Genomic DNA, 24,857 nt, shown 5'->3' with positions numbered 1-24,857 from the left:
CATGCGCCTGATTCGCATGTTGTTGCTGACCGTACTGAGTTTTACCAGCGTTGCCGCCATGGCCGACGATGAAGTTGCCGTGCAGCGTTTGACCGAGCTGCTTAACCAGGCGCAGACCATCAACGCACGCTTTTCCCAGCTGACCCTCGACGGCAGCGGCACCCAGCTGCAGGAAACTGCTGGCCAGCTCGCGCTGAAACGTCCGGGTCTGTTCCGCTGGCACACCGATGCGCCGATGGAGCAGCTGCTGGTTTCCAACGGCGAGAAGGTCTGGCTGTATGACCCGGATCTGCAACAGGTGACCATTCAGACCCTCGATCAGCGCCTGACCCACACCCCGGCGCTGCTGCTGTCCGGCGATGTGTCGAAGATCCGTGAGAACTTCGAGATCAGCCACAAAGAGGGTGGCAACGTGGTCGATTTTATTCTCAAGCCAAAATCCAAGGACACTCTGTTCGACAGCCTGCGTCTGTCGTTCCGCAACAAGGTGCTCAACGATATGCAGCTGATCGACAGCATCGGCCAGCGCACCAACATTCTTTTCCTCAACGTGAAAATGAATGAGCCTCAGGACGATGCGCAGTTCACCTTCGAAATTCCGGCCGGCGCGGACGTGATTCAAGAGTAGAAAGCTTAAAGCAAGAGGCGTTAAACCGCAGTCATGGATCTGTTTCGCAAGGCTCCCGTTGCTCAACCCCTGGCTGCCCGTTTGCGTGCAGCCAGCCTGGATGAGTACGTCGGTCAGGAGCACTTGCTGGCCCGTGGCAAACCCTTGCGTGAAGCGCTGGAGCAGGGCGCGCTGCACTCGATGATCTTCTGGGGCCCGCCAGGCGTCGGCAAGACCACCCTGGCGCGGCTGCTGGCGCAGGTTTCCGATGCGCATTTTGAGACGATTTCTGCGGTGCTCTCCGGGGTCAAGGAGATTCGCCAGGCCGTGGAGGTAGCGCAGCAGCATGCCGCGCAATATGGCCGTCAGACCATCCTGTTTGTCGATGAAGTGCACCGCTTCAACAAGTCGCAGCAGGATGCCTTCCTGCCTTACGTGGAAGACGGCACGCTGATCTTTATCGGCGCCACCACGGAAAACCCGTCATTCGAGTTGAACAACGCCTTGCTCTCACGGGCTCGCGTGTATGTGCTGAAAAGCCTGGATGAAAGCGCGCTGCGCAAACTGGTCGATCGCGCCTTGAGCGACCCAAAGGGCCTGGGCGAGCGCAAACTTAGCCTTCCAGAAGAAAGCTTCCAGATTCTCCAAGCCGCCGCCGATGGTGATGGCCGGCGCTTGCTCAATTTTCTGGAAAACGCTGCGGATCTGGCCGAAGACGGCAGCGAGATCAGCAGTGAGTTGCTGCTCAATCTGCTTGGCGATACCCGTCGGCGCTTCGACAAGGGCGGCGAGGCCTTTTACGACCAGATATCCGCGCTGCACAAATCCGTACGCGGCTCCAGCCCGGACGGCGCTCTGTATTGGTTTGCGCGCATGCTCGATGGAGGCTGTGATCCGCTGTATATCGCCCGGCGCGTGGTGCGCATGGCCAGCGAAGACATCGGCAACGCCGACCCACGGGCGCTGACCCTGTGCCTAAACGCCTGGGATGTACAAGAGCGCCTGGGCAGTCCCGAGGGCGAGCTGGCAGTGGCTCAGGCGATTGTCTACCTCGCCTGCGCGCCGAAAAGCAATGCGGTCTACAACGCCTTCAACGCCGCCAAGCGTGACGCTGCCGAGCATGGCTCGCAGGAAGTCCCACTGCACCTGCGTAATGCACCGACCAAACTTATGAAAGAGTTGGGGTATGGCGACGAATACCGCTACGCCCACGATGAACCCGATGCCTATGCGGCAGGTGAGGATTACTTTCCGGAAACCTTCGAGCCGCGCGAGTATTACCAGCCAGTGCCACGTGGTCTGGAGTTGAAGATTCGCGACAAGCTGCAGCATTTGAAAAGCCAGGACCGCAATAGCCCTCGGCAGCGGAGAAAACCATGATCGGTGTAGTGGTTGCCGTAGCCCTGGGCGGTATGTTCGGCACGCTGTTGCGCTTCGCCACGGCCAACTGGGTCAGCGCAAACTGGCCGCAGCACTTCTACGGTGCGACCCTGGCGGTGAATATTCTCGGTTGCCTACTGATCGGCTACCTATATGGCCTGTTCCTGTTGCGCCCTGAGCTGCCGCTGGAGTTGCGCGCGGGGCTGATTGTTGGCTTTCTTGGCGGCCTGACCACCTTTTCATCTTTTTCCCTCGACACCTTACGGCTGCTGGAGAGCGGTCAGCTACCGTTGGCCCTGGGCTATGCGGCAGTCAGCGTGTTGGGTAGCCTGCTAGCGACCTGGGCGGGACTTAGCTTGGCGCGACTGTGTCAGTAACGGCGTTGTCGATTGGCACTTCCCCCCGCTAAAGCCTTAAACTGCGCGGCATTGCGCGGCATGGCCAAAGCCATGCAAACCCTTGTGAAGTGTTGAGACCAGAACATGCTTGATTCCAAACTCGTTCGTACCCAGCTCCATGAAGTGGCCGAGCGCCTGGCTGCCCGTGGCTTTGTCCTCGATGTTGCGCGTTTTGAAGCGTTAGAAGCCCAGCGCAAGACACTGCAGACCCGCACCGAGCAGTTGCAGGCCGAGCGCAACAGTCGCTCTAAATCCATTGGCCAGGCCAAGCAGCGCGGTGAAGACATCGCGCCGCTGCTGGCGGAAGTGGACCAGATGGGCAGCGATCTGGAGCAGGGTAAACGTGACCTCGACAGCATCCAGACCGAGCTCGACAACCTGCTGCTGAATATCCCCAATCTGCCGCATGAGTCGGTGCCGGTTGGTGCAGACGAAGAAGGTAACGTTGAGGTGTCGCGCTGGGGCACGCCGCGCAGCTTCGACTTCCCGATTCAGGATCACGTTGCCCTCGGCGAGCAGCACGGCTGGCTGGACTTTGAGACTGCCGCAAAGCTCTCTGGCGCGCGCTTTGCCTTGCTGCGGGGCCCCATCGCCCGTATGCACCGCGCCCTGGCACAGTTCATGATTAACCTGCACACCGGCGAGCATGGCTATGAAGAAGCCTACACGCCGTATTTGGTGCAAGCGCCGGCGTTGCAAGGCACCGGCCAGCTGCCGAAGTTCGAGGAAGACCTGTTCAAGATCAGTCGCGAAGGCGAAGCCGATCTTTACCTGATCCCGACTGCTGAAGTGTCGCTGACCAATATCGTTGCTGGCGAGATCCTTGACCCTAAGCAGCTGCCACTCAAGCTGGTTGCGCACACCCCGTGCTTCCGTAGCGAAGCAGGCGCATCGGGTCGTGATACCCGCGGGATGATTCGTCAGCACCAGTTCGACAAGGTTGAGATGGTGCAGATCGTCGAGCCGAGCAAATCTTTCGAAGCGCTGGAAAGTCTGACCGCCAACGCTGAGCGTGTGCTGCAGCTGCTTGAGCTGCCATACCGCAAATTGGCGCTGTGTACCGGTGACATGGGCTTCGGTGCGGTGAAAACCTATGACCTGGAAGTCTGGGTGCCGAGCCAGGATAAGTACCGCGAGATTTCCTCGTGCTCTAACTGCGGCGACTTCCAGGCGCGTCGCATGCAAGCACGCTACCGCAACCCAGAAACCGGAAAACCCGAGCTGGTGCACACCCTCAACGGCTCAGGCCTGGCGGTAGGACGCACACTGGTCGCCGTGCTGGAGAACTACCAGCAGGCCGATGGCAGCATCCGCGTGCCGGACGTGCTGAAGCCCTATATGGGCGGTATCGAAATCATCGGTTAATCCGAATTTCAGTTACCTGCGACGGGGCGGCCAGTGCCGCCCCGTTTTGTTTATCAGATCGAGAGCGTGCGTCATGGATTTTCTGCCCCTGTTCCACAAACTGCAGGATCGCCTGGTACTGGTGGTCGGTGGCGGCGAAGTTGCCGTGCGCAAGGCGCGCTTGCTCAGTGATGCAGGTGCCACCTTGCGTGTGGTTGCGCCGGAGATTCGCGATGAGCTGCGTGAGATGGCCAGCGCTCGGCAAGGCGAGGTGCTGCTGCGTGATTACCAGTCGACGGATCTTCACGGTGTGGCGCTGATTATTGCGGCCACCGATGACGAACCGCTGAATGCGCAAATATCGGCTGAGGCGCAGGCCCTTGGCATTCCGGTCAATGTGGTGGATGCGCCGAATCTGTGCAGCGTGATTTTCCCCGCCATTGTTGATCGCTCACCTTTGATTGTGGCGATTACCAGTGGCGGCGATGCTCCTGTATTGGCACGGCTGATTCGCGCCAAGATCGAGACCTGGATTCCCGCAACCTATGGCCAGCTGGCTGGTCTGGCCAAACGTTTTCGTGCCCAGGTCAAAGGGCTCTTCCCCGATGTACAGCAGCGCCGGGTGTTCTGGGAGGATGTGTTCCAGGGCCAGGTGGCCGAAAGCGTATTCGCCGGTAAGCTGCAGGAAGGTCAGCGTCTGCTGGAAGAGAAAATTGCCGGCATTGCCCCGCGCACCTTGGGCGAGGTGTATCTGGTTGGCGCAGGGCCGGGTGATCCTGATTTGCTGACATTCCGCGCCTTGCGCCTGATGCAGCAAGCCGATGTAGTGCTTTACGACCGCTTGGTGGCGCCTGCGATTATCGAACTGTGCCGCCGTGATGCCGAGCGCATTTATGTCGGCAAACGGCGTGCCGAGCATGCCGTACCGCAAGAGCAGATCAACCAGCGCTTGGTCAATCTGGCCAAAGAAGGTAAGCGGGTGCTACGTCTTAAAGGCGGAGATCCGTTCATCTTTGGCCGCGGCGGAGAGGAAATTGAAGAGCTGGCCGCCCACGGCATCCCCTTTCAGGTTGTTCCTGGCATTACCGCAGCCTCTGGCTGCGCCGCTTATGCTGGGATTCCGCTGACCCACCGAGACCATGCGCAGTCGGTGCGTTTTGTTACCGGTCACCTGAAAGATGGCAGCAGTGATTTACCCTGGAATGAACTCACCGCCAGCAGTCAAACTCTTGTGTTTTATATGGGGCTGGTGGGTTTGCCGATCATCTGTCAGCAGCTGATTGCCCATGGCCGCGCCGCGACAACCCCGGCAGCATTGATCCAGCAGGGCACCACGCAGAACCAGCGGGTGTTTACCGGCACCCTGGCCAATCTGGCGGAGCTGGTGGCGGAGCATGAGGTGCATGCGCCGACGTTGGTCATAGTCGGCGAAGTGGTACAGCTGCGGGAGAAACTGGCCTGGTTCGAAGGGGCTCAGGCGAGCGTCTGATTGCGCGCCCCCCACATCTGGGCGGCGCGCTCCAGGGCTTGTTCACGCGGTTCGCCGAGGGCGCGCAGGGCCAGAGCCATGGTGCTGATTACGGCAAGCTGGCCGTAATCATCGGCCACTTCACCACGCCAGAACGCGGCCAGGTGAGCGGGCTGCAATGATTCGGGTTTGACATGGCGCTGCGGCGATAGTGCCGGCCATTCTTCATCCCAGGTGGTGCTGTTAGCCGTGCCATATAGGTGGCTGGTGGCGTCCGGGTTGATCTCGATTTCGCCGCCTTCGCCCTTGATCACCACAGCGCTATCGCCAAGCAACTGGCTGGCTTCACGGTGTACTGCCTGATAACCCGGATGAAAGATGCTCTGCAGGCCGCAACGCGCGCCCAGCGGGTTGAGAATGCGCGCCAGGGAATGAATCGGTGAGCGCAGGCCGAGGATATTGCGCAGGTCGATCATGCGTTGCAGTTGCGGCATCCAGTCGCCCAGCGGGATAAACGCCAGGTGCTGGTGTGCCAATGCCTGCTCGACGCTATCCCAGTTACGGCACAGCGGGATGTGCAGGGTTTCGAGCAGCTGTTCGCTGTACATCCGCCCGGCTGTGTGTGGGCCGCCGCCATGCAGCAGGATGCGAATACCGCTATTTGCCAGTGCTTTGGCGGCTAGCAGGAACCAAGGCAGGTGGCGCTTCTTCCCGGCATAGCTCGGCCAATCCAGATCAACCTGAATCGCTGGCGCTTGCAGGCGCGCGCGCACGGCTTCGGCAAAGCCGGCCATTTCCTCGGCGCTTTCTTCCTTGTGCCGCAATAGCATCAAAAAGGCACCCAACTGGGTGTCTTCGACTTTCCCATCAAGCAGCATGCCCATGGCGTCTCGGGCTTCCTCGCGAGTCAGGTTACGTGCGCCACGCTTGCCCTTACCTAGAATGCGTACAAATTGAGCGAAAGGATGTTCCGGCGGAGTAACAAGGTTCATAGGCAATTGGTCGGTTTGGGCAGGCCCGCCAGCTTGGCGGCGAGTTTGGCAGGAGCGCCATTGAACAGGCGATTGAGGTTCAGGCTATTGCCTTTCTCGGGGCCGATTTTCACGGCTATAAATTTGATCAGCGGACGGTTGGCCGGGGACAACTGAAATTCGTCGTAAAAGCTGCGCACCAGCCAAAGGATTTCCCAGTGTTCGGCACTCAGGGTGATGCCTTCACGTTGCGCCAGGGCGTGCGCGGTAGCTTCGGACCAATCCGCCAGGTCGAGCAGATAGCCGTCTTTGTCCAGCGCCAGGCTGCGACCTTCAACATTCAATGCCGTCATAGCCAGGTGTTTACCTTGTCGTATTGACAGCTCAGCGCAACGAAACCGGGGTAATCGACCTGCTTGAGGCGGGTAGGGCACAGCAGGCCGCGAGCCTGCACGTCTTCATCCAACGCATACAGCGCAATGCTTTCAGGCATCAATTCAAGCGCCTGACGCTGCGCGCTGCCGTCCTGCAAGGCGTATACGGCATCACCGCAGAGCAGCAGGGCATCCTGGCTGCCGAGAATGCGCAGGCAACTGCTCAGGCGGCTATCGGTAAAGGGCGAGTGCGAAAGTACGTGCAAGGTAGCCATCAGAGCGTAATCACCTGGTCGTAACGGTCAATCAAGGCGCTTATTGATGAGTCATCGAGGCGCTCGACAGCGAGGCTGCTGGGTTGATCCTGCAGGCCACGTTCGGCCAGGCTGCGCTGCAAGACATACAGCGCCTCCACACCGAACATCGGCAAGGCCTGCAGGTTGGCACTGAGGTCTTTCTGCTGCAGGGTGGCCGGTTGCTGCGCGCCACTCAGCTGGAATACCCCGTCATCGAGAAATAGCATGCCAATCGGCAAATCGAAGGCGCCGCCGGCCAGCGCGATATCCAGCGCTTCCCGTGCGCCGGGGCCGGACCAGGGCGCTTGACGGCTGATGATCAACAGCGACTTGCTCATTTCAAGGCCCTCCAAAGCACACCAGTCGATCCGCCAGCTGCGCCGCTTCGTGCAACTGGCCCAGGCCAGAAAGCTCCCAGGGCGCATCCAGGTTGGCAGCCGTGCGCGAGTAGCGCCGGGCTTCATCGTCATTCAACACGCCACGGCGTAAGGCGGCGGCGATACACACCACGCCATCCAGCTGCTGCGTTTTCACAAATTCTCGCCATTCGCGGGGTAGGTCCACCCCATCCTGCGCGCAAACCACATTGCTCGAGGCGCTGTGTACGCCATCCTGATAAAAGAACAGCCGTACGATCTCATGCCCGCCCGCCAATGCAGCCTGCGCAAAACGCAGCGCACGGCGCGAGGAGGGCGCATGGGGAGGGGAGAACAGGGCGATGGCGAACTTCATAGCAAACCTGGCGAGCCAATTTGCCGGAATGATAAAGCCTGAACTGCCAAGATGCGCGCGGCAGGCATAAAAAATGACCGGGAGTTATTTTTAACGTCGCTAGCGACGGCCCGAAGGGGGCGAGCCATGGATGGCAAGCATAAAAAAGCCCGCCGGAGCGGGCTTTTCACAGCAACTTTAATCAGTCGTCGCTGCCCATGATGCCGAAAATCTGCAGCAGGCTGACGAACAGGTTGTAGATCGATACATACAGGCTGATGGTCGCCATGATGTAGTTGCGCTCACCGCCATGGATGATTGCGCTGGTCTGGAACAGGATGCAGGCCGAGGAGAACAGCACGAAACCTGCGCTGATCGCCAGTTGCAGACCGCTAATCTCGAAGAAGAAGCCAGCAACCATCGCGCCCAGCAGGACAAAGAAACCCGCAGTGATGAAGCCACTGAGGAAGCTCATGTCCTTGCGGGTGGTCAGTACGTAAGCCGACAGGCCGCAGAACACCAGGGCCGTCATGGCGAAGGCCGAGCTGGCAACTTCAGCACCGTTGGCCATGCCCATGTAGCGATTGAGGATTGGGCCGAGGGTGTAGCCCATAAAGCCGGTCAGAGCGAGGGTCGAAACCAGGCCCCAAGCCGAATTACGTAGTTTGGCGGTGAGGAAGAACAGGCCATAGAAGCCGATCAGCACCACAAAGATATTCGGGTAAGGCACATTGGCGCGCTGCGCGATGTACGCCACCAAGCCGCTGAAGGCCAGGGTGATGGCCAGCAGGCCATAGGTGTTGCGCAGGACGCGGCTGACTTCTTGCTGCTCAACCTGCGTATGGTCAAGTGCATAATTGTGTTCGTTCATGGCGACACTCCTGAAATGGCTGATGGTTCCGTGACCAAGGTCAGGCCCGATCATAGCAGAGGCGAATAAAGAGCCAACACGCAGAGTTTGACAGCGTGTTGCGTTCGGGTAAGATTGCCGCCCGCAAACGCCGGAAGCGTGGCAGAGCGGTTGAATGCAACGGTCTTGAAAACCGTCGAAGGGGAAACTCTTCCGTGAGTTCGAATCTCACCGCTTCCGCCATATTTTCTCTGGCCGTCATTTAGCGCTCACTTATTGGCGCTTGCCTTTTGACGGTTATGCGCCAAGCTGGTGGCCTACATGCACCAGACTTTCAACCCAGCAACTGCTCAACGCAGTTGATGTCGACCGGGGTGACGCTTGATCAGAGTTCTCGTTGTTGATGACCACGACCTGGTACGCACCGGCATTACTCGTATGCTGGCCGATATCGACGGTTTACAGGTGGTCGGTCAAGCCGAATCAGGCGAAGAGTCCCTGAAAAAAGCCCGCGAGCTGAAACCTGACGTTGTTCTGATGGACATCAAAATGCCAGGTATCGGCGGTCTTGAAGCCACCCGCAAGCTGATTCGCAGCCATCCTGATCTTAAAGTTGTTGCCGTAACCGTATGTGAGGAAGACCCTTTCCCCACGCGCCTCCTGCAAGCTGGTGCCGCTGGCTATCTCACTAAAGGCGCTGCGCTGGAAGAAATGGTTCAGGCGATTCGCATGGTATTCAGCGGGCAACGCTATATCAGTCCGCAGATTGCACAACAGCTGGCACTCAAGTCATTTCAGCCACAGAGCAGTAACTCACCGTTCGACTTACTGTCCGAGCGCGAAATTCAAATCGCCCTGATGATTGCAGGCTGCCAAAAGGTTCAGGCCATTTCCGATAAGCTTTGCCTGTCGCCGAAAACCGTGAATACCTACCGCTATCGCATCTTTGAAAAGCTCTCGATTACCAGTGATGTCGAACTGGCCCTGCTGGCCGTACGCCACGGCATGATTGATGCCAACACCTGATAACAGTCCTGCCGCTTTCGACTCCAGCGCATTCCTCTCCACCTGCAGCGGTCGTCCTGGCGTGTACCGCATGTTCGATGTGGACGCTAAACTGCTGTATGTCGGCAAAGCCAAAAACCTGAAAAAGCGCCTGGCTAGCTACTTCCGCCAGAGCGGCTTAGCGCCAAAGACCGCCGCGTTGGTCGGCCGAATCGCTCAGATCGAAACCACCATCACCGCCAACGAAACCGAAGCCCTGCTGCTTGAGCAGACGCTGATCAAAGAATGGCGGCCGCCGTACAACATTCTGCTGCGCGACGATAAATCCTATCCCTATGTGCTGCTTTCCGACGGCGACTTCCCGCGTCTGAGCATTCACCGCGGGGCGAAAAAGCAGAAAGGCAGGTACTTCGGCCCGTATCCCAGCGCAGGGGCCATTCGCGAAAGCCTTAACCTGCTGCAAAAAACTTTTCTGGTGCGCCAGTGCGAGGACAGTTTCTACAAAAATCGCACAAGGCCCTGTCTGCAGTACCAGATTAAACGCTGCAAAGGCCCCTGTGTCGGCCTGGTAGAGCCCGCTGAATATGCTGATGACGTCCGCCATTCGGTGATGTTTCTTGAGGGGCGCAGCAATGCTCTGACCGATGAGCTGTCCAGCGGCATGCAGGCTGCCGCCATGGCCCTCGATTTTGAGCGGGCTGCCGGATTACGCGACCAGATATCGCTGCTGCGCCGGGTTCAAGACCAGCAGAGCATGGAAGGCGGAACCGGTGATGTGGACGTGGTCGCTGCCATGGTCAACCCAGGCGGCGCATGCGTGCATTTGATCAGCGTGCGTGGTGGTCGAGTGCTCGGCAGTAAAAACTTTTTCCCGCAGGTGGCGATTGAGGAGGAAGGCAGTGACGTACTGCTTGCCTTCCTCGCGCAGTATTACTTGAGCAGTCAGGAACGCGATCTGCCGAGCGAGCTTATCGTCAATGCGCAGCACGAAGACTTCCCCACATTGATCGCCGCCATCGATGAGCTGCGTGGCCGCGAGCTGAGCATCAGCTACCGCGTTCGCGGTACCCGCGCGCGCTGGCAGCAGTTGGCCGTGACCAATGCGGAGCAGGCCCTTGCAGCACGCCTAGCCAATCGACAGCACGTTGCCGCGCGCTTTGACGCCCTGGCCGAAGCGCTGGATATGGATGAAGTGCCGCAACGCCTGGAGTGCTTTGACATCAGTCATTCCAGCGGCGAGGCGACCGTGGCCTCTTGTGTGGTATTCGGCCCCGAGGGGCCGCTGAAATCCGATTACCGCCGCTACAACATTGAGGGCGTGACGCCGGGTGACGATTATGCCGCCATGCACCAGGCGCTCACTCGGCGCTTCAGCAAGATCAAGGATGGCGAAGGCAAGCTGCCGGACATCCTCTTGGTCGATGGTGGCAAAGGGCAGCTGGCCATGGCCCGTGAAGTGCTCGAAGAGCTGTCGGTGCCAGACCTGATTCTGCTCGGCGTCGCCAAAGGCACCACGCGCAAACCGGGTTTGGAAACCCTCTACTTGAATGACGCCGCACATGAGTTCACCTTGCCGGGGAATTCACCAGCGCTGCATCTGATACAGCAGATCCGCGATGAATCACACCGTTTTGCTATCACCGGACATCGTGCCCGTCGCGGTAAAACCCGTCGCACCTCAACACTTGAGGACGTCGCGGGCGTAGGGCCTAAGCGCCGGCGTGAGCTGCTTAATTATTTTGGTGGGCTGCAAGAGTTATCACGTGCCAGCATCGAAGAAATTGCCAAAGCACCTGGAATCAGCAAAAAACTCGCTGAGTTGATTTATGCGGCCCTGCACAGTGAGTAGAATGCCGATTCTCTTTACCGCCAAGTTGTGTCGATGAATATCCCCAACCTGCTTACTGTGCTCCGCGTATTGCTGATACCGGTGTTTATTCTGCTGTTTTACCTTCCCTTCAGTTGGAGCTATTGGGCGGCGAGTGCAGTGTTTTCAGTCGCGGCTGCAACCGATTGGCTGGATGGTTATTTGGCCCGTCGCTGGGAGCAGAGCACACCTTTTGGTGCATTTCTTGATCCCGTTGCTGACAAACTCATGGTGGCGGTGGCCCTGGTATTACTGGTGGCCGAACACGCCAACCTCTGGTTGACCCTGTCAGCATCAATCATCATCGGCCGTGAAATTGTTGTGTCTGCACTGCGTGAGTGGATGGCCGAATTGGGCGCCAGAGCGCATGTCGCGGTTTCAAAGCTGGCCAAATGGAAAACAGCCGCTCAGATGGTCGCTTTGGTGATTTTGTTGGCCAATCCGCCAACATTTACTGCCTGGGTTGTACTGGGTTACGTCCTGTTGATCATTGCTGCCGTACTCACCCTGTGGTCGATGGCGCAGTACCTGTTGGCTGCATGGCCACACCTGCGAATCACCTCGGAAAAGAAATAAGCTTTTTTGAATCAAGGGGTTGACTGGCCGTCCTGAAGCTATAGAATGGCGGCCGTCAGCACGACAAGCGGGAATAGCTCAGTTGGTAGAGCACGACCTTGCCAAGGTCGGGGTCGCGAGTTCGAGTCTCGTTTCCCGCTCCATTTTCAACGGGCCGTTTTACACGGTCCGTTTAGTTTCAAGGCTGAGTAGCAGAGTGGTTATGCACCGGATTGCAAATCCGTGAACGCCGGTTCGATTCCGACCTCAGCCTCCAATTAGAAAAGCCTCGTAGATCACTGATTTACGAGGCTTTTTCATTTTAGTTTGAAACCTTGCGAGGCATCGAAGGGCTGTATATAGTCCAAGCCTTACAACGTAGCGCTACCGCCCGAATGGCGAAATCGGTAGACGCAAGGGACTTAAAATCCCTCGAGGGTAACCTCGTGCCGGTTCGATTCCGGCTTCGGGCACCATGTACATGATTTCAGATGTTCCTGTATGAACCTGAAATCCACTAGAACCGGCCTTCTAGCCGGTTTTTTTGTGCCTGAAATTTGAGCGCACGGCTTATCAAGTGCTGTCACCCGAGTGTCGTACTTATGTCATACGCCTGCCATCTGCTTTAGCTGCAATCGCGGTAACTCAGTGAGGAGTGCAGGCGATGCGGATTTGTGTGATTGGCGCAGGATACGTGGGGCTGGTATCGGCAGCCTGTTTTGCCGAAATGGGCAATAGGGTGATCTGCGTTGAGCGCGATGTGCAACGTGTGGCTCGGCTTGCCCATGGCCAGTCGCCGATTTACGAGCCTGGGCTGGAGGCCATGCTGCAGACCCACCTGAGTAGCGGTCAGCTGAGTTTTAGTCAGCACCTCAATGAAGGCATTACGAAGGCTGAGATCATCTTTATCGCGGTAGGCACGCCGAGCGGGGAGGACGGCTCCGCAGACTTGTCCCATGTCCTGGCCGTTGCCGATGAGCTGGGCGATTTGCTTGAGCAGAACTGCGTGGTGGTGAATAAATCAACGGTGCCGGTGGGTACGGCAGAGCGTGTTGCCCAGCGCATCAACAATCGATTGAGCAAACGCGGCAAACGCTTTGCGGTGACGCTGGCAAGTAACCCGGAATTTCTCAAGGAAGGCTCGGCGATTGACGACTTTATGCGGCCGGATCGCGTGATTGTCGGCTGTGATGAACCGCAGGGCCATGCGCTGTTACGCCGTCTGTACGCGCCGTTTCTGCGCAATCACGAGCGTTTACTCTGCATGGGGCTGCGGGCGGCAGAGTTCAGCAAATATGCCGCCAACGCCTTTTTGGCCACCAAGATTTCCTTTATCAACGAAATGGCCAGCCTCTGCTCGCGCCTGGATGTCGACATTGAGGATGTGCGGCGTGGCATTGGCAGCGACAAACGCATTGGCACTCACTTTATTTACGCCGGTTGCGGCTATGGTGGTTCGTGCTTTCCCAAGGATGTGCGGGCGCTGATTCGCTGCGCAGAGCAGGAAGGCATTGAACCTGGCATCCTGCGCGCAGTCGAAGCTCGTAACGCGCTACAGAAGACGTTGCTGTTCCAGGCCCTGCGTGAGCATTTTTCCGGTTATTGGCAAGGGCGGGTGGTGGCACTTTGGGGGCTGGCTTTTAAACCAGGTACTGATGATCTGCGTGAAGCCCCCAGTCTGATTCTGCTGGACGCCTTACTGGCAGCTGGCGTCAGCGTTCAGGCCTGTGATCCGGTCGCAACAACGGCTCTGGCAGAGCGCTACGGCCAGGCGATTGGTAGCGGTCAACTGCGTTTGAGCACCTCGCCGTATAGCGTTGTTGAAGGTGCTGATGCGCTGGTACTCGTCACCGAGTGGAAGCAGTTTCGCCAGCCCGATTTTGCCCGCATTCGTGGTTTGATGCGCATGCCCGTGCTGTTTGATGGACGCAATATCTATGACGCCCTGCAGTTGGCTGAGCTGGGGTTCCTTTACCGAGGCATTGGCCGGCCCGCGCAGGGGCATTGTAAGGCCAGCGCAGCCTGATAAACTGCGCACGCGATTTTCACCCCATCTACCCAAGGTTTCCCATGATCAAGAAATGCTTGTTCCCAGCAGCCGGTTACGGTACCCGCTTTCTGCCAGCCACCAAGGCCATGCCCAAGGAAATGCTGCCGATCGTGAACAAGCCGCTCATCCAGTACGGCGTTGAAGAGGCGTTGGAAGCCGGGTTGACGGAAATAGCCATGATCACTGGCCGCGGTAAGCGCGCGCTGGAAGATCACTTCGACATCAGCTACGAGCTTGAGCACCAGATTCGCGATACGGATAAAGAGAAATATCTGGTTGGTATCCGTCGTTTGATCGACGAATGCACCTTTTCCTATACCCGCCAAGTTGAAATGAAAGGCCTCGGCCATGCCATTCTCTGCGGCCGTCCATTGATCGGTGACGAGCCTTTTGCAGTGATTCTCGCCGATGACTTGTGCCTGAACCTAGACGGTGACGCGGTACTGACCCAGATGGTCAAGCTGTATAACCAATTCCGCTGCTCGATCGTGGCTATCCAGGAAGTACCACCAGAAGAAACCCACAAATATGGCGTGATCTCCGGCGAGATGATTCGCGACGATATCTACCGGGTTAACAGCATGGTCGAGAAACCAAAGCCGGAAGATGCACCGTCGAATCTGGCGATCATCGGTCGCTACATTCTTACCCCGGATATCTTCGATCTGATTGAACAGACCGAGCCAGGTAAGGGCGGGGAAATTCAGATCACCGACGCGCTGATGAAGCAGGCGCAGAATGGTTGCGTGATGGCTTACAAGTTCAAAGGCAAACGCTTTGATTGCGGTGGTGCTGAAGGTTATATCGACGCCACCAACTTCTGCTTCGAAAACCTCTACAAAACCGGCAAGGCCTATTAATTAGGCGCCTGGCGCGATAATACACAGCCACCTTCGGGTGGCTGTGTGCATTCAGGGCAAGGGTATCTGCTCAGCACCAGGCCCTAGCGGCTGCCCGTAGCTGAACTCCACATAGTTGCCTACGGGGTCACGCAGCCCGCAGTAGTAGCCCACGGGAAAGGGTTCATCACGCGGCTCCCAGACCAGACAGCCTGCTACTCGCGCTCGGGCTGCGATGCTATCGACCTGTTCTCGACTTTCCAGGGCAAAGCCAAAGTGGCTGTAATCATCCACAGCCAATTGGCGATCCTGTCCGCCCGGCATGATCACAAAAATAAAGCGGTGTTCCTTACCCTGTTCGGCCATCCAGACAATTCGTGATCCTTTGCCCGCGCGCTGGTGAATCACCTGCATCGCGCAGAACTGCTCGTAAAAGCTCACACAGGCATCGAGATCAGGCACGTGCAAGGCCAGATGAGTAAGGGTAGGGCGCATAAATGCTCTCCTGTTCTGCATGCATCAAGTTTAGGCCCTGGCACGCCTTGGGGTATGCTGGTGGCCTGCTCTGGAGGCTGAAATGACCTACGACTTTGACCTGTTTGTGATTGGTGCCGGTTCTGGCGGTGTGCGGGCTGCGCGATTTGCCGCCGGCTATGGCGCACGCGTGGCGGTTGCTGAAAGCCGTTACCTGGGTGGCACCTGCGTCAACGTCGGCTGTGTACCGAAAAAGCTGCTGGTCTATGGAGCGCATTTCGCCGATGACTTCGAACAGGCTCAGGGGTTTGGCTGGGCGCTGGGCGAGGCTCGCTTCGACTGGTCGACCCTGATCAGCAACAAGAACCGTGAAATCGAACGACTCAATGGCATCTACCGCAACCTGCTGGTGAACAGCGGCGTGACCTTGCTGGAAGGCCACGCGCGGATTGTCGATGACCATACTGTCGAGCTGGGCGGTAAACGCTACAGCGCCAAACATATCCTGATTGCCACCGGCGGCTGGCCGCAAATTCCGGAAGTTCCGGGGCATGAACATGCCATCGGCTCGAATGAAGCTTTCTTTCTTGAGCAACTGCCCAAGCGGGTACTGGTCGTGGGCGGTGGTTATATCGCCGTAGAGTTTGCCTCGATCTTCAACGGCCTTGGCGCAAAAACCTCGTTGCTCTATCGCGGCGATCTGTTCCTGCGTGGCTTCGATAAGGCCGTGCGTCTGCACCTGCAGGATGAGTTGAACAAGCGCGGTGTCGATCTGCAGTTCAACAGCGACATCGCCCGTATCGATAAACAAGCCGACGGCAGCCTGTTAGCCACGCTCAAGGACGGTAGAGCGCTGGAAGCCGACTGTATCTTTTACGCCACCGGCCGCCGACCCATGCTGGATAATCTGGGCCTGGAAAATACTCATGTGAAGCTGGATAAGCGCGGCTTTATCGAAGTGGACGAGCAATACCAGACCAGCACACCCTCGATTCTCGCCATCGGCGATGTGATCGGTCGTGTGCAGCTGACTCCGGTAGCGCTGGCCGAAGGCATGGCTGTCGCAAGACGCCTGTTCAAGCCAGAGGAATACCGCAAGGTCGACTACCGGATGATCCCGACGGCGGTATTCAGCCTACCCAATATAGGCACGGTCGGGCTTAGCGAAGAGCAGGCGAAGGAGGAGGGCTACAGCGTCCAGGTTTTCGAAAGCCGCTTCCGACCGATGAAACTGACCATGACCGAAAGCCAGGAACGCACCTTGATGAAACTGGTGGTGGACACTGCCACAGACCGAGTGCTTGGCTGCCATATGGTCGGGCCGGACGCCGGCGAAATCGTTCAGGGCCTGGCGGTTGCACTCAAGGCCGGAGCCACCAAGCAATTGTTTGATGAAACCATTGGCGTGCACCCAACGGCTGCCGAAGAGTTCGTCACCATGCGTAACCCCGTGTCGTCCTGAGGTCAGCATGGCTCAACTGTTCTATCTGGCTGATCTTTTCGGCGTGGCGGTATTCGCCATTACCGGCGCGCTGATGGCGGGGCGCAAGTCCATGGACCTGTTCGGCGTGCTGGTGATTGCCATCGTCACTGCACTGGGCGGCGGTACGCTGCGTGATGTGATTCTAGACAACCATCCAGTCAGCTGGATTCGCAATGACCTGTATATCGTTGTCGCATCACTGGCAGCCGTGGCTACGGTCGTCTGGGTACGCATGACACAGCCGATTCACGAGAAAGGCCTCTTACTGGCGGATGCTTTTGGGCTGGCAGTGTTTACCGTGATCGGCACAGAGGTCGCTATGCAGCACAACGTGCCGCATAGCACTGCTGTAATCATGGGCGTGATGACCGGTGTCGCCGGCGGAGTGATGCGCGATGTGATCTGCAATGAGATCCCGCTGATCTTTCAGAAGGAAATCTACGCCACCGCCTGCATAGCCGGCGCAGTGGTGTTTATCGGCATGCGCGCCCTCGATACGCCACATTGGCTGGATACCGGTGTGGCCATGCTCACGGTGCTGCTGATTCGTCTGGCTGCCATTCGCTGGCATGTCGCGTTGCCCAGCTTCCACTTGTTGGATCGCGATTAGTTGCCCAGCTCAGACAGCGTCATTCATGTTCGGCGCTTGAGGCGTTCGTAATAATCCAGCAACGGCTGGCTGGTTAGCCCGTGCAATACGATGCTCATGGCCACCACACTCAGCACCAGATCGCTGGCTATCTGCGCCACTGTTGCTGGCAGCTCCGTATTGATCGAATAGCTCAGGTAATACAGGCTGCCAATGCCGCGAATGCCGAATCATCCAATCAACAGTCGATGCGACGGTGGCATTAGCCGACCACCGATCAGCAGTAACACCATGCCCGGACGCGCCACGCAAAATAGTGCCAATCCCAGAGGCAGTGCGCGCCAGTCCCAGTGCTGATAGAGCAGGGCGCCGAGAAGGGTCACCATCAGCACTTCCAGGATACGCTCCAGCAAGCTGCCAAATGACAAGATGTCCATCATCAGGGCTCCAGCGGCCACCTTGGGATGCTCATCCTTGTCTTCGCCAAACTCGATATCTCCGTGCGTCTGGCCTTCTTCACGAGTCATTGAATTGCTCGTCCGCTTTTCTGCGGGCTGCTCATGCCCTTGGCTAGCAGTCACTTCGGCATGCCGTAGGCCCAACCCAGCGGCAAAAGTCGCGAGAAAGCCCCAACCTCCGATGCTTTCTGCACCCACATAGGAAAGGGCGATCAAGGCCAGTGCGAGGAAATCATTGGCTGATATGGTTGTGTCGGTCTGGCGGGCACGTAGGTGAATGACCAGCCGGCCAACGTTACGTCCCAGCGCATAGCCCAGTAACAAGCTCAAGGGAACGGCCCACACGACATAGATCAAAAACCAGTCGAACGCCTCACGCAGAGGGCTTAAGGGCGCCTGGGCACTAAACTGAAGAACTAATAACGCGGCGATTACAAAAGGAAAGGCAATGCCGTCGTTCAGTCCAGCTTCACCCGAGATGGCATAACGCACGCGATCCTCGTCCCCAGCGTGACTGACCTGCACCAGGCTGGCCAGCACCGGATCGGTAGGCGAGAGAATCGCCGCTATTAACAGTGATAGCCCCCAGCTCAGACCGAATAGATAGTGGGCAATTAACGTCACGCTGAGAATGGTGCCGAGGAGCACCGGACCTGCGAGCAACCAAGCGGCTTGCCATTCAGGGGCGCGAAACGGCAGACGCAGTTTTAGCCCGCCGATAAACAACGAAATCAGCACAGCGATTTCCGCCAGGTGTTCCAGCCAGGTGGAAATATCCAATAAATCCTGCTGCCAGATACCTAAGCCGAGCGGGCCTATCGCTAGGCCGAATGCCAGATAAAGCGTTGACGTTGTAACCGGCAAAAGCCGCACAAAGGTTGAGGCCAGTCCGAGAATCAATAACAGGGTGCCCATCACCAGCATCCACGTACTGAAGCTCATTGGCGCTTATCCACGTTATGTGCGTGTGCGGATGTGGGAAGCCACAAACAAAGCGACTCCTGATTAAACAGAGTCGTTTGGATTCGAAGCAGAAAGGCCGCGCAAAGTTCATCATTCCTGATGAGCGGGCGGACGTAGTAACAAGCAGATCAGGCAGCCGCCTGAGGGACTCGTAGCGTATCACTCTGTATTCTATTTAACTTATAGGCTATGTCAGATGTTCATAAGAAGCTCACAGGCCCGGAACTGCTGTCTCAATGCTTTAGAAAATAAAGCGATTGTTCATCGTTTGGCGTTCATAGGCCTTGTTTCACCGCGCGCATCAGCCTCGTTTTCCAGACCTCTGATGCGCGTAGCGTAGACCGGTCAAGACAGACCCTAGATCCGGTGATCTGGGACGACGTAGGCTACAACAGTTAGCATACCTAGTATCCCGCTGAATCCGGCCGACTTCATCGTGCCAATCATCAGCTTCATTGGATATAAGCCAGTGCCATTTTCAGAGCACGACAATCTCGTCTGCCTTCAACCAGCCGGCTTCAATAACGCGCACTTTGGCAATTGAGTACTACAATACGGTCTATTCAACGAATAAGAGCCGGCTGCGAGTGACAGCGGGATAGAGCGGGTCTTTAGGCCAGCAGGCACGGGCTAGTAGAACTTATTCAGAGGTTTTGCCGCTGCTGTCACCTTCAATGGACTGCAGCGGCGTCTCAGATATCCGTCCGAAAAGGAATTGATCACATTCACCTTGCATCAGGTGATTTTTCTCTATTCCTTAATGTTCGTCGATGCTATTTAATTCTCAACGCGTTATTTACGTCGAACATTTTTACGATGTCTCTATTATACTTCCCGTATTGCAAGGTTAGAATTTCTTCTTTATTTCTCACCACGCCAAAGGCCTTGATTAAATCTAGTAGTGCGTTAAATTCATCAGGCGCACATGCAGGATTAGCAAGCAAGTGAGTTCGCTTGCTTAGAATATCTATCAGGTCAGCTGTGCGGGCAAGCTTAGCACTGCCAGTGTAGCGTTCTTCCAAGCTTAGAATTCCGGCCAGCTGGTCTGGAAAAGCACCTACCTTAACGAGCTTGACTTCCTCAATGGGCTTATTGACAAGTACTGAGTGGTTTAATTCGAACCTGTAGATAGAATCAAAGCACTGTTGATAGGGGTGTATATGAGTATCAATGTCAAATATTTTGCCTTCCTTGAATGTCTGATTACATGTTTTACAAGAGGGAATGTGATTGTAAAATGATAGCGCCAAGTAAGGAAAGGCGTGCTTCGGGTAAAAGTGATCAATATCATAAAGCATCATAATTTTGCTTTTGGGTGCGGATTTTGCGACCTTTATTATCTTTGCTGGCTCGTCATTGCAATACGGACAAGTTGCCTGCTCAAAAAGTAAATTTTGATAGCGCCTATAGCAATGATCACTGCCGCGATAAGACGTATAATTGAATACATTTTTTAGCAGGAGGTCTCCAAATGGCTGCGACTTGGTTTTGCCTTTGACTGTTACAAATAGATCTTCCTCACGTAGAATTTCTTGGGCTGTCACTATGATTGACTTAAGTTGGTCGGGCTTGGCGGTAATGATATGCTTGAGATAAGTGGAGTCCTCTAGCTTTTCCACATACTTCAATTGCCTTGTCTGCGCATCGCCGCCAACCTGATCGAAGTGCTCCTGGCTTGATACTATCGCTCTCAGCCTACCGGCTTTTGAGGTAAGAGCGTGCTTGATAGGTTGCTTGAATCTATTGACAGGATTCAGATCAGCCCACATTTCCTCGACAATGCCAGCGAGAAACTTGGTGACATCGGCATATTGGGTAGATAAGTGGTCATGGATGCTGATCATTGTACTTCGACCCGCTTGCGGATATGGAAGTTAATGACGTCATCATCAACCACAGAAATTGCAAGCCTAAGCGTCTCGGTATCCTGCTGACTCAAGGTCGCTTTGTCGAGAAGTTTAAATATTTCTCTCAAGTATCCAGAGGACAGATTTCCGCTTCTTTTGTGGTTCAGCCCAAATGAATATTGATAGATATCGTAAATGTTAGCAGCAAATGTTTTTTGCCTTTCTGCGATCTGATTTATCCCCCCGATGTAACTCTCTTTTTCATGGTTCAAAATGACCACGCATTGGTGAGGCAGGTCGCTAATGAGGATAGGGGAGTGCGTCGTGAAAACTATCTGGACTTTGCCTTCGGAAAGCTCAGGCAAACACTTTATAAGTCTTTCTACAAACTCCAACTGCCATTCTGGATGGAGGTAGAGATCGCCCTCATCAATGCATATCAAGGTTGAGCGCTTTCTATTGGTGCTGTATCTATAGCTATTCACGCCATTCCATATCGAGCTAAATAGATTTAGATATGCTTTCTGTCCAGAGCTCACTCCTGACCAATTAATTGATCCAAACCTAAGAGCTTGAACTATGCATGCTAGGTTTTTGTACCAGAATGCCTCGCTCGGTTCAAAGTCAATTGAAAATATAAGTTTTTGCCCTTTTAGAGTGTCATCAATGTCGAATTTCATTTCCTCTAGAAAACTTTCTAGCTTGAATAGGACGGTCAGCGTTTCGAACAATAAAAAATTAGAGTTCCATGGAATCAAATCGTTGTCCGAGGAATAGCATTCTCGCAGCTCTCCGATAAACTCTTCGAGCTCTTGATGCGGATTTTTATCTAAGATGCTTAGCATGTGAGTGATGAGTCGCTCATCTGGAACGTCCCTCTCAAGCAACACCTTTAAGAAGCCCATTTGAATGGTTTGCCTTACCAAATAAAGCTTTCCTCTATCCCTGTTCTTCTTTCGGGTTTCCGCTAGATAGTTCAGTATCGGAACTACGGACTCCTGCTTGGATGTTTGGTCGTGTCGAGTAATAAATCTGTCAATTTTTATTTCAATCCTCGGCGGTGCTTGCAGTTCAAGCTTTCTAAATTCTCTTGAATCAAAAAACTCAACATCATTGATAAAGTCAGATTCTATTGAGTCTCGTAGTCTAGCGAAAGTTCTAGGATTGTTTTTATTGTTTACCGAGACGTCGGCAACCCCATTGCCGAAATCTATATAGTTTTTGTCGAAAACGTTGGAGAAGAATACTGTGTACATCCCCTCAATTCTATCTCGATCTACTGGGCTGCTGATTTCGAAGTTTGTAGAAATGGGGCGTTGCAAATTAGTAGTCTGAAATAAAGCTCCGTCAACGCTGAAGATCATTAAGTATTCATGCTTCAGCTTTTCGCTACCATTCAGAACGCGACATATCAATTCTAGGGTATTTGTTTTGCCTGCGCCGTTTATGCCAAGCACTCCAGTGATGCTTGTTATGGTATCCCCGAACAAATTAGGTATCGGGCTTTTCTCTACACGCTGGAGGAAGTTTTCTGAACTATGAAATTTGAAGTCGAATTCGTTAGAAAGACTGATGCCAAAGTCTTCTAAATTCTTGAATTTTCTCACCCATATAAAACAAAGCTGCATTAGATCGCCCCTTTGATCTGTATAACTTGAAGCTGTGCGCATGAAAAGATACATGGCGCAATGCCGCGCTTGGAGGGGACTTTACCTGACCTAGGAAGCCGGTGCAGCAGGGGTTCTAGTGATGGACGACGTCTCCCCTGATTTGAGTAGCGCTCAGCTTTAGAGTCCAATCCCAGTACCCAGGAGATTGGACATGAAGAAGCGTTTCACTGAAGAGCAAATCATTGGCTTCCTGCGCGAAGCAGAGGCCGGACTGCCGATCAAGGAGCTGTGTCGTCGGCACGGCTTCTCAGAGGCCAGTTACTACCTCTGGCGTAGCAAGTTTGGCGGGATGAGCGTGTCGGATGCTAAGCGTCTGAAGGAGCTGGAAACCGAGAACTGAATCGCCCCAAATTTCGTAGATGCCTCCAAGTCTTAAACTGAGGCCCATTAGGGGGGGCGTGAGCAACCAGCGTTATCCCGTATAATGGCAACTTCCTCGTCGCTTGGTGTCGCTGCACAATGTCAATCGCCCTGATAGATCGGCTCATCTCGATATCATCAGGCCCTGACGAATATGCAAGCGCTCAGCGGCTAAGTGATCTGGCCGAAGCCCCCTATGTTGTATTGCTGGGCGCGCCTGGCATGGGCAAAACCGTAGCGCTCGAGCATTTTTCGGGGCGAGCGGGAGCATGGTGCATTTCCGCCTTTTGGTTTCGCCGCAAGGACTGTCCGACACCAAGATGGTGTTTATCGATGCTCTCGATGAGGTTCCCATACAGAATACCATTGAGATTGCAAAGAGCTTAGAAGAGCTGCCGACGGTGCGATGGCGGGTGAGCTGTCGAGCGGAAGATTGGAACGAGGGTGGAAAGCTCAGCAGGGCGTTCGGTCATGGGCTAGCGGCCCTTGACGTGGCCCCCGTGGTCGCCCAGTTGCAACCGCTCAGTGAGGAGGAAGCGATCGCCGTGCTCACAGCATTTGGCTGCGCAGCACCCATCACGCTCCTCTCCACGCTACAGACGCTGCGTTCGACGCCTTTTGTGCTATCTCCGCTGGGACTGAAATTCCTCATGAGTGTGAAGCCTGAACGGTTGCCGTCGCTCACTCGTTTCGAGTTGTACGAGTCCGGTGCACGCCATTTCGCTACCGAGCACAACCCCTCTAAGACAGAAGACCGGCAAGGCAGCGAACCTGCGCCCGATGTAGTCCTGGATTATGCAGGGCGCATCTTTCTGACCCTGCTTCTGGCCGGAAAGCATGGCTTGCAACTATCTGCTCCCGTGGCAGACACCATGCTGTCGGTGCATGATGCCGGACTTGACCCGCTCGCTCGCGAGACCGTCCTGGACACTCCACTATTCATGAAGAAGGGCGAGAACTTTCTACCCTTTCATCGCAGCATCCAGGAGTTTCTGGCCGCGCGTTACCTAGCTCGCATGGTGACCGGTGCCCTAGCGCATTTGCCGTATTCTTAGATGGCGAAGCGCTATCATTGCAATCCATCGTACAGATATGTGGCCTTGGCTGTGGATTAAGCAATTATTATGGGCTTCAGCCTTTCTCGGTAATCAGGTGAAGCCGTCTCGTGCCACCAGTATTGGGTTTAGCAAAGCAGATGCCAGGCTTTAGCGTGTCTCAATGGATAAGCAACAAGGTAAATGTTGACGATGGAAAGTAACATCACTAAGCAAGAGTTCGATTTGGCAGCAGTGGGCGGCGTCCTAGGAGACTGCGCGCTGTGTGATGACAAAAATGTCTTACTGAAAGAGTCTCACAGTATCCCCAAATTTGCGTATGACTGGCTTAAAAAAACATCAACCACGCAATTCATTCGGGACACTAGGGACGTCAATGTCCGACACCAAGATGGGCCAAAAGAACACCTTTTGTGCGGAGGTTGCGAAGGAAAACTTTCCGCTTGGGAGAAGAAATTTGCCGAGGGTCTATTCAAAAAAATAGCGAACTACCAAAAGCAAAGCTCAATAGTAGTGATTAGCGATGAAATCAAGCTAGCTGTTTTGTCTGTTTTCTGGCGAGCGTTACTTACTACTAAGGACGATGAGAATGATCGAACAAGTGAAGATAAGGTTGTAGTAGATGCGTTTTTGGAGGCGTCTAAACAAGACATCTTAAAAAACCGATGCACCACGACTATTTATTTTGCGCCCTTCTACGGAGAGCCACCATTTTACGATCTTCCAAAAACGTACACTTATGGTCTAGATCGTTCAATCGGATCTCAAGACATCCGATTCACTGATCACCCTCATCGGTATTTTGCAGTTTTTAAACTCCCTTTCATGTACTTCTACATCCTGAGCCCTGGCTGGCCCTACGAGGAAACAAGCAAGGCGACGAAACTTGAGGTCGGCGAGCTTGATGTCGGCAAGATTCAAGATGTACCGGGAATTTTGAAGCTCTACATCAAGTGGGGATATGAGGAGTTTTTGAAATCAAAAGCTGCGATGGACGAGGTTAACCAAGAGCAAATTCGACGGGAAGTCGAAAAGAGTGGCGGAAAAATTACTGGGTCGGATAAATCACTACGCCGATCTGGTCAATAGCATACGGATCCGGAAAGGAAGCTGACGCGGGCTCCAGCTGTATCCATGCGACTCGTAGATGGTTTTTTCTGTAGAAATAACAGGCCTCGAAACCCACTGAACAGAGCTCACTGGCGACTGATAGCGCTAGGCTCTGTAAGAAAGTTATTGAAAC

Annotated in this window: 23 protein-coding genes, 4 tRNA genes and 2 pseudogenes; 19 read left to right on the top strand and 10 right to left on the bottom strand. The window is 55.2% G+C overall.

What is annotated here, in order from left to right:
* Nucleotide 1: 1 nt before the first annotated feature.
* The 5 genes from lolA (at nt 2) to cysG (ending at nt 5,218) form a co-directional block, all read left to right on the top strand.
* Nucleotides 2–628: an outer membrane lipoprotein chaperone LolA gene (gene lolA / locus HCI85_RS10225; protein ID WP_167144629.1), complete on the top strand. Its 627-nt coding sequence runs from the start codon at nt 2–4 to the stop codon at nt 626–628.
* 33 nt (nt 629–661) lie between these two features.
* The gene (locus HCI85_RS10220; RefSeq protein ID WP_167144628.1) at nt 662–1,987 is read left to right on the top strand and encodes a replication-associated recombination protein A; all 1,326 of its coding nucleotides are present in this window, start codon (nt 662–664) and stop codon (nt 1,985–1,987) included.
* Nucleotides 1,984–2,364, top strand: a complete 381-nt coding sequence (gene crcB, locus HCI85_RS10215) for a fluoride efflux transporter CrcB (protein ID WP_167144627.1) — start codon at nt 1,984–1,986, stop codon at nt 2,362–2,364. Before HCI85_RS10220 ends, crcB begins: the two co-directional genes overlap by 4 nt.
* Nucleotides 2,365–2,469: 105 nt before the next feature.
* Nucleotides 2,470–3,750: a serine--tRNA ligase gene (serS, locus tag HCI85_RS10210; protein ID WP_167144626.1), complete on the top strand. Its 1,281-nt coding sequence runs from the start codon at nt 2,470–2,472 to the stop codon at nt 3,748–3,750.
* A gap of 73 nt (nt 3,751–3,823) precedes the next feature.
* On the top strand, nt 3,824–5,218 hold the full coding sequence (gene cysG, locus HCI85_RS10205; protein WP_167144625.1) for a siroheme synthase CysG: 1,395 nt from the start codon (nt 3,824–3,826) through the stop codon (nt 5,216–5,218).
* On the opposite strand, the gene HCI85_RS10200 is transcribed toward cysG, so the two are convergent.
* The 6 genes from HCI85_RS10200 to HCI85_RS10175 all read right to left on the bottom strand — a co-directional run bounded on the left by HCI85_RS10200 (nt 5,203) and on the right by HCI85_RS10175 (nt 8,420).
* Complete coding sequence (locus tag HCI85_RS10200) at nt 5,203–6,189, bottom strand: glycosyl transferase family protein (RefSeq protein WP_167144624.1); 987 nt, start codon at nt 6,187–6,189, stop codon at nt 5,203–5,205. The genes cysG and HCI85_RS10200 overlap by 16 nt on opposite strands.
* On the bottom strand, nt 6,186–6,521 hold the full coding sequence (locus HCI85_RS10195; protein WP_167144623.1) for a TusE/DsrC/DsvC family sulfur relay protein: 336 nt from the start codon (nt 6,519–6,521) through the stop codon (nt 6,186–6,188). Before HCI85_RS10195 ends, HCI85_RS10200 begins: the two co-directional genes overlap by 4 nt.
* Nucleotides 6,518–6,817 (bottom strand): sulfurtransferase complex subunit TusB, encoded by a 300-nt coding sequence (gene tusB / locus HCI85_RS10190; RefSeq protein ID WP_167144622.1) that lies wholly within the window; start codon nt 6,815–6,817, stop codon nt 6,518–6,520. The genes HCI85_RS10195 and tusB overlap by 4 nt, the downstream gene beginning before the upstream one ends.
* Nucleotides 6,817–7,176: a sulfurtransferase complex subunit TusC gene (tusC, locus tag HCI85_RS10185; protein ID WP_167144621.1), complete on the bottom strand. Its 360-nt coding sequence runs from the start codon at nt 7,174–7,176 to the stop codon at nt 6,817–6,819. Before tusC ends, tusB begins: the two co-directional genes overlap by 1 nt.
* Before the next feature lies 1 nt (nt 7,177).
* The gene (gene tusD / locus HCI85_RS10180) at nt 7,178–7,570 is read right to left on the bottom strand and encodes a sulfurtransferase complex subunit TusD (protein WP_167144620.1); all 393 of its coding nucleotides are present in this window, start codon (nt 7,568–7,570) and stop codon (nt 7,178–7,180) included.
* Between the two features lie 181 nt (nt 7,571–7,751).
* Entirely contained in the window at nt 7,752–8,420 is a 669-nt protein-coding gene (locus HCI85_RS10175; protein WP_167144619.1) for a Bax inhibitor-1/YccA family protein, read from the bottom strand.
* Nucleotides 8,421–8,552: 132 nt separating this feature from the next.
* Here HCI85_RS10175 and HCI85_RS10170 point away from each other — a divergent pair.
* The 9 genes from HCI85_RS10170 to galU all read left to right on the top strand — a co-directional run bounded on the left by HCI85_RS10170 (nt 8,553) and on the right by galU (nt 14,736).
* Nucleotides 8,553–8,642: transfer RNA gene (locus tag HCI85_RS10170), tRNA-Ser, on the top strand.
* Nucleotides 8,643–8,780: 138 nt separating this feature from the next.
* Nucleotides 8,781–9,425 carry a response regulator transcription factor GacA gene (gacA, locus tag HCI85_RS10165; protein WP_160086933.1) on the top strand — a complete coding sequence of 215 codons (645 nt, stop codon included), beginning with the start codon at nt 8,781–8,783 and terminating at the stop codon, nt 9,423–9,425.
* On the top strand, nt 9,412–11,253 hold the full coding sequence (gene uvrC, locus HCI85_RS10160; protein ID WP_167144618.1) for an excinuclease ABC subunit UvrC: 1,842 nt from the start codon (nt 9,412–9,414) through the stop codon (nt 11,251–11,253). Before gacA ends, uvrC begins: the two co-directional genes overlap by 14 nt.
* A 33-nt stretch (nt 11,254–11,286) precedes the next feature.
* A complete protein-coding gene (gene pgsA, locus HCI85_RS10155; protein ID WP_160086929.1) occupies nt 11,287–11,847 on the top strand; it encodes a CDP-diacylglycerol--glycerol-3-phosphate 3-phosphatidyltransferase in 561 nt (186 codons plus the stop codon).
* Nucleotides 11,848–11,914: 67 nt separating this feature from the next.
* A tRNA-Gly gene (locus HCI85_RS10150) sits at nt 11,915–11,990 on the top strand.
* 39 nt (nt 11,991–12,029) lie between these two features.
* Nucleotides 12,030–12,103: transfer RNA gene (locus HCI85_RS10145), tRNA-Cys, on the top strand.
* Nucleotides 12,104–12,215: 112 nt separating this feature from the next.
* A tRNA-Leu gene (locus HCI85_RS10140) sits at nt 12,216–12,302 on the top strand.
* A 188-nt stretch (nt 12,303–12,490) separates the two neighbouring features.
* Nucleotides 12,491–13,852 carry a UDP-glucose dehydrogenase family protein gene (locus HCI85_RS10135; protein WP_160086927.1) on the top strand — a complete coding sequence of 454 codons (1,362 nt, stop codon included), beginning with the start codon at nt 12,491–12,493 and terminating at the stop codon, nt 13,850–13,852.
* Between the two features lie 44 nt (nt 13,853–13,896).
* Nucleotides 13,897–14,736, top strand: coding sequence for a UTP--glucose-1-phosphate uridylyltransferase GalU (gene galU / locus HCI85_RS10130; protein ID WP_160086925.1), 840 nt, complete (start codon nt 13,897–13,899; stop codon nt 14,734–14,736).
* Between the two features lie 51 nt (nt 14,737–14,787).
* Here galU and HCI85_RS10125 read toward each other — a convergent pair whose 3' ends face one another.
* Nucleotides 14,788–15,210, bottom strand: a complete 423-nt coding sequence (locus HCI85_RS10125) for a VOC family protein (RefSeq protein WP_167144617.1) — start codon at nt 15,208–15,210, stop codon at nt 14,788–14,790.
* An 82-nt stretch (nt 15,211–15,292) separates the two neighbouring features.
* On the opposite strand from HCI85_RS10125, the gene gorA reads away from it, so the two are divergent.
* Nucleotides 15,293–16,651 carry a glutathione-disulfide reductase gene (gorA, locus tag HCI85_RS10120; RefSeq protein WP_167144616.1) on the top strand — a complete coding sequence of 453 codons (1,359 nt, stop codon included), beginning with the start codon at nt 15,293–15,295 and terminating at the stop codon, nt 16,649–16,651.
* Nucleotides 16,652–16,658: 7 nt separating this feature from the next.
* Nucleotides 16,659–17,282 (top strand): trimeric intracellular cation channel family protein, encoded by a 624-nt coding sequence (locus tag HCI85_RS10115; protein ID WP_090253798.1) that lies wholly within the window; start codon nt 16,659–16,661, stop codon nt 17,280–17,282.
* 23 nt (nt 17,283–17,305) lie between these two features.
* On the opposite strand, the pseudogene HCI85_RS10110 reads toward HCI85_RS10115, so the two are convergent.
* The 3 genes and pseudogenes from HCI85_RS10110 to HCI85_RS10100 form a co-directional block, all read right to left on the bottom strand.
* A pseudogene (locus tag HCI85_RS10110) lies at nt 17,306–18,661 on the bottom strand (cation:proton antiporter).
* Nucleotides 18,662–19,455: 794 nt separating this feature from the next.
* Entirely contained in the window at nt 19,456–20,526 is a 1,071-nt protein-coding gene (locus HCI85_RS10105) for a hypothetical protein (RefSeq protein WP_167144615.1), read from the bottom strand.
* The gene (locus HCI85_RS10100) at nt 20,523–22,199 is read right to left on the bottom strand and encodes an AAA family ATPase (RefSeq protein ID WP_167144614.1); all 1,677 of its coding nucleotides are present in this window, start codon (nt 22,197–22,199) and stop codon (nt 20,523–20,525) included. Before HCI85_RS10100 ends, HCI85_RS10105 begins: the two co-directional genes overlap by 4 nt.
* Nucleotides 22,200–22,350: 151 nt before the next feature.
* On the opposite strand from HCI85_RS10100, the pseudogene HCI85_RS10095 reads away from it, so the two are divergent.
* From HCI85_RS10095 to HCI85_RS10085, 3 genes and pseudogenes are all read left to right on the top strand, one after another.
* Nucleotides 22,351–22,536: pseudogene (locus HCI85_RS10095) on the top strand (transposase); the annotation flags it as partial.
* Between the two features lie 292 nt (nt 22,537–22,828).
* Nucleotides 22,829–23,614 (top strand): hypothetical protein, encoded by a 786-nt coding sequence (locus tag HCI85_RS10090; protein ID WP_167144613.1) that lies wholly within the window; start codon nt 22,829–22,831, stop codon nt 23,612–23,614.
* Between the two features lie 183 nt (nt 23,615–23,797).
* Nucleotides 23,798–24,703 carry a hypothetical protein gene (locus tag HCI85_RS10085; RefSeq protein ID WP_167144612.1) on the top strand — a complete coding sequence of 302 codons (906 nt, stop codon included), beginning with the start codon at nt 23,798–23,800 and terminating at the stop codon, nt 24,701–24,703.
* The last annotated feature ends 154 nt before the right edge of the window (nt 24,704–24,857 follow it).

This window comes from Pseudomonas sp. OTU750018 (genome assembly GCF_011636575.1).
GTDB classification, from domain to species: domain Bacteria; phylum Pseudomonadota; class Gammaproteobacteria; order Pseudomonadales; family Pseudomonadaceae; genus Aquipseudomonas; species Aquipseudomonas peli.
This window is presented reverse-complemented; position numbering and strand designations above follow the sequence as displayed.

Bases quoted from the DNA above. Each gene is read 5' to 3' on its own strand.
- tusD (WP_167144620.1), bottom strand. From the start codon at position 7,570: ATGAAGTTCGCCATCGCCCTGTTCTCCCCTCCCCATGCGCCCTCCTCG.
- tusB (WP_167144622.1), bottom strand. From the start codon at position 6,817: ATGGCTACCTTGCACGTACTTTCGCACTCGCCCTTTACCGATAGCCGC.
- cysG (WP_167144625.1), top strand. From the start codon at position 3,824: ATGGATTTTCTGCCCCTGTTCCACAAACTGCAGGATCGCCTGGTACTG.
- tusC (WP_167144621.1), bottom strand. From the start codon at position 7,176: ATGAGCAAGTCGCTGTTGATCATCAGCCGTCAAGCGCCCTGGTCCGGC.
- HCI85_RS10135 (WP_160086927.1), top strand. From the start codon at position 12,491: ATGCGGATTTGTGTGATTGGCGCAGGATACGTGGGGCTGGTATCGGCA.
- HCI85_RS10105 (WP_167144615.1), bottom strand. From the start codon at position 20,526: ATGATCAGCATCCATGACCACTTATCTACCCAATATGCCGATGTCACC.
- HCI85_RS10195 (WP_167144623.1), bottom strand. From the start codon at position 6,521: ATGACGGCATTGAATGTTGAAGGTCGCAGCCTGGCGCTGGACAAAGAC.
- serS (WP_167144626.1), top strand. From the start codon at position 2,470: ATGCTTGATTCCAAACTCGTTCGTACCCAGCTCCATGAAGTGGCCGAG.
- gorA (WP_167144616.1), top strand. From the start codon at position 15,293: ATGACCTACGACTTTGACCTGTTTGTGATTGGTGCCGGTTCTGGCGGT.
- HCI85_RS10220 (WP_167144628.1), top strand. From the start codon at position 662: ATGGATCTGTTTCGCAAGGCTCCCGTTGCTCAACCCCTGGCTGCCCGT.
- galU (WP_160086925.1), top strand. From the start codon at position 13,897: ATGATCAAGAAATGCTTGTTCCCAGCAGCCGGTTACGGTACCCGCTTT.
- HCI85_RS10090 (WP_167144613.1), top strand. From the start codon at position 22,829: ATGGTGCATTTCCGCCTTTTGGTTTCGCCGCAAGGACTGTCCGACACC.
- HCI85_RS10115 (WP_090253798.1), top strand. From the start codon at position 16,659: ATGGCTCAACTGTTCTATCTGGCTGATCTTTTCGGCGTGGCGGTATTC.
- uvrC (WP_167144618.1), top strand. From the start codon at position 9,412: ATGCCAACACCTGATAACAGTCCTGCCGCTTTCGACTCCAGCGCATTC.
- pgsA (WP_160086929.1), top strand. From the start codon at position 11,287: ATGAATATCCCCAACCTGCTTACTGTGCTCCGCGTATTGCTGATACCG.
- lolA (WP_167144629.1), top strand. From the start codon at position 2: ATGCGCCTGATTCGCATGTTGTTGCTGACCGTACTGAGTTTTACCAGC.
- HCI85_RS10125 (WP_167144617.1), bottom strand. From the start codon at position 15,210: ATGCGCCCTACCCTTACTCATCTGGCCTTGCACGTGCCTGATCTCGAT.
- HCI85_RS10085 (WP_167144612.1), top strand. From the start codon at position 23,798: ATGTTGACGATGGAAAGTAACATCACTAAGCAAGAGTTCGATTTGGCA.
- HCI85_RS10200 (WP_167144624.1), bottom strand. From the start codon at position 6,189: ATGAACCTTGTTACTCCGCCGGAACATCCTTTCGCTCAATTTGTACGC.
- HCI85_RS10175 (WP_167144619.1), bottom strand. From the start codon at position 8,420: ATGAACGAACACAATTATGCACTTGACCATACGCAGGTTGAGCAGCAA.
- crcB (WP_167144627.1), top strand. From the start codon at position 1,984: ATGATCGGTGTAGTGGTTGCCGTAGCCCTGGGCGGTATGTTCGGCACG.
- HCI85_RS10100 (WP_167144614.1), bottom strand. From the start codon at position 22,199: ATGCGCACAGCTTCAAGTTATACAGATCAAAGGGGCGATCTAATGCAG.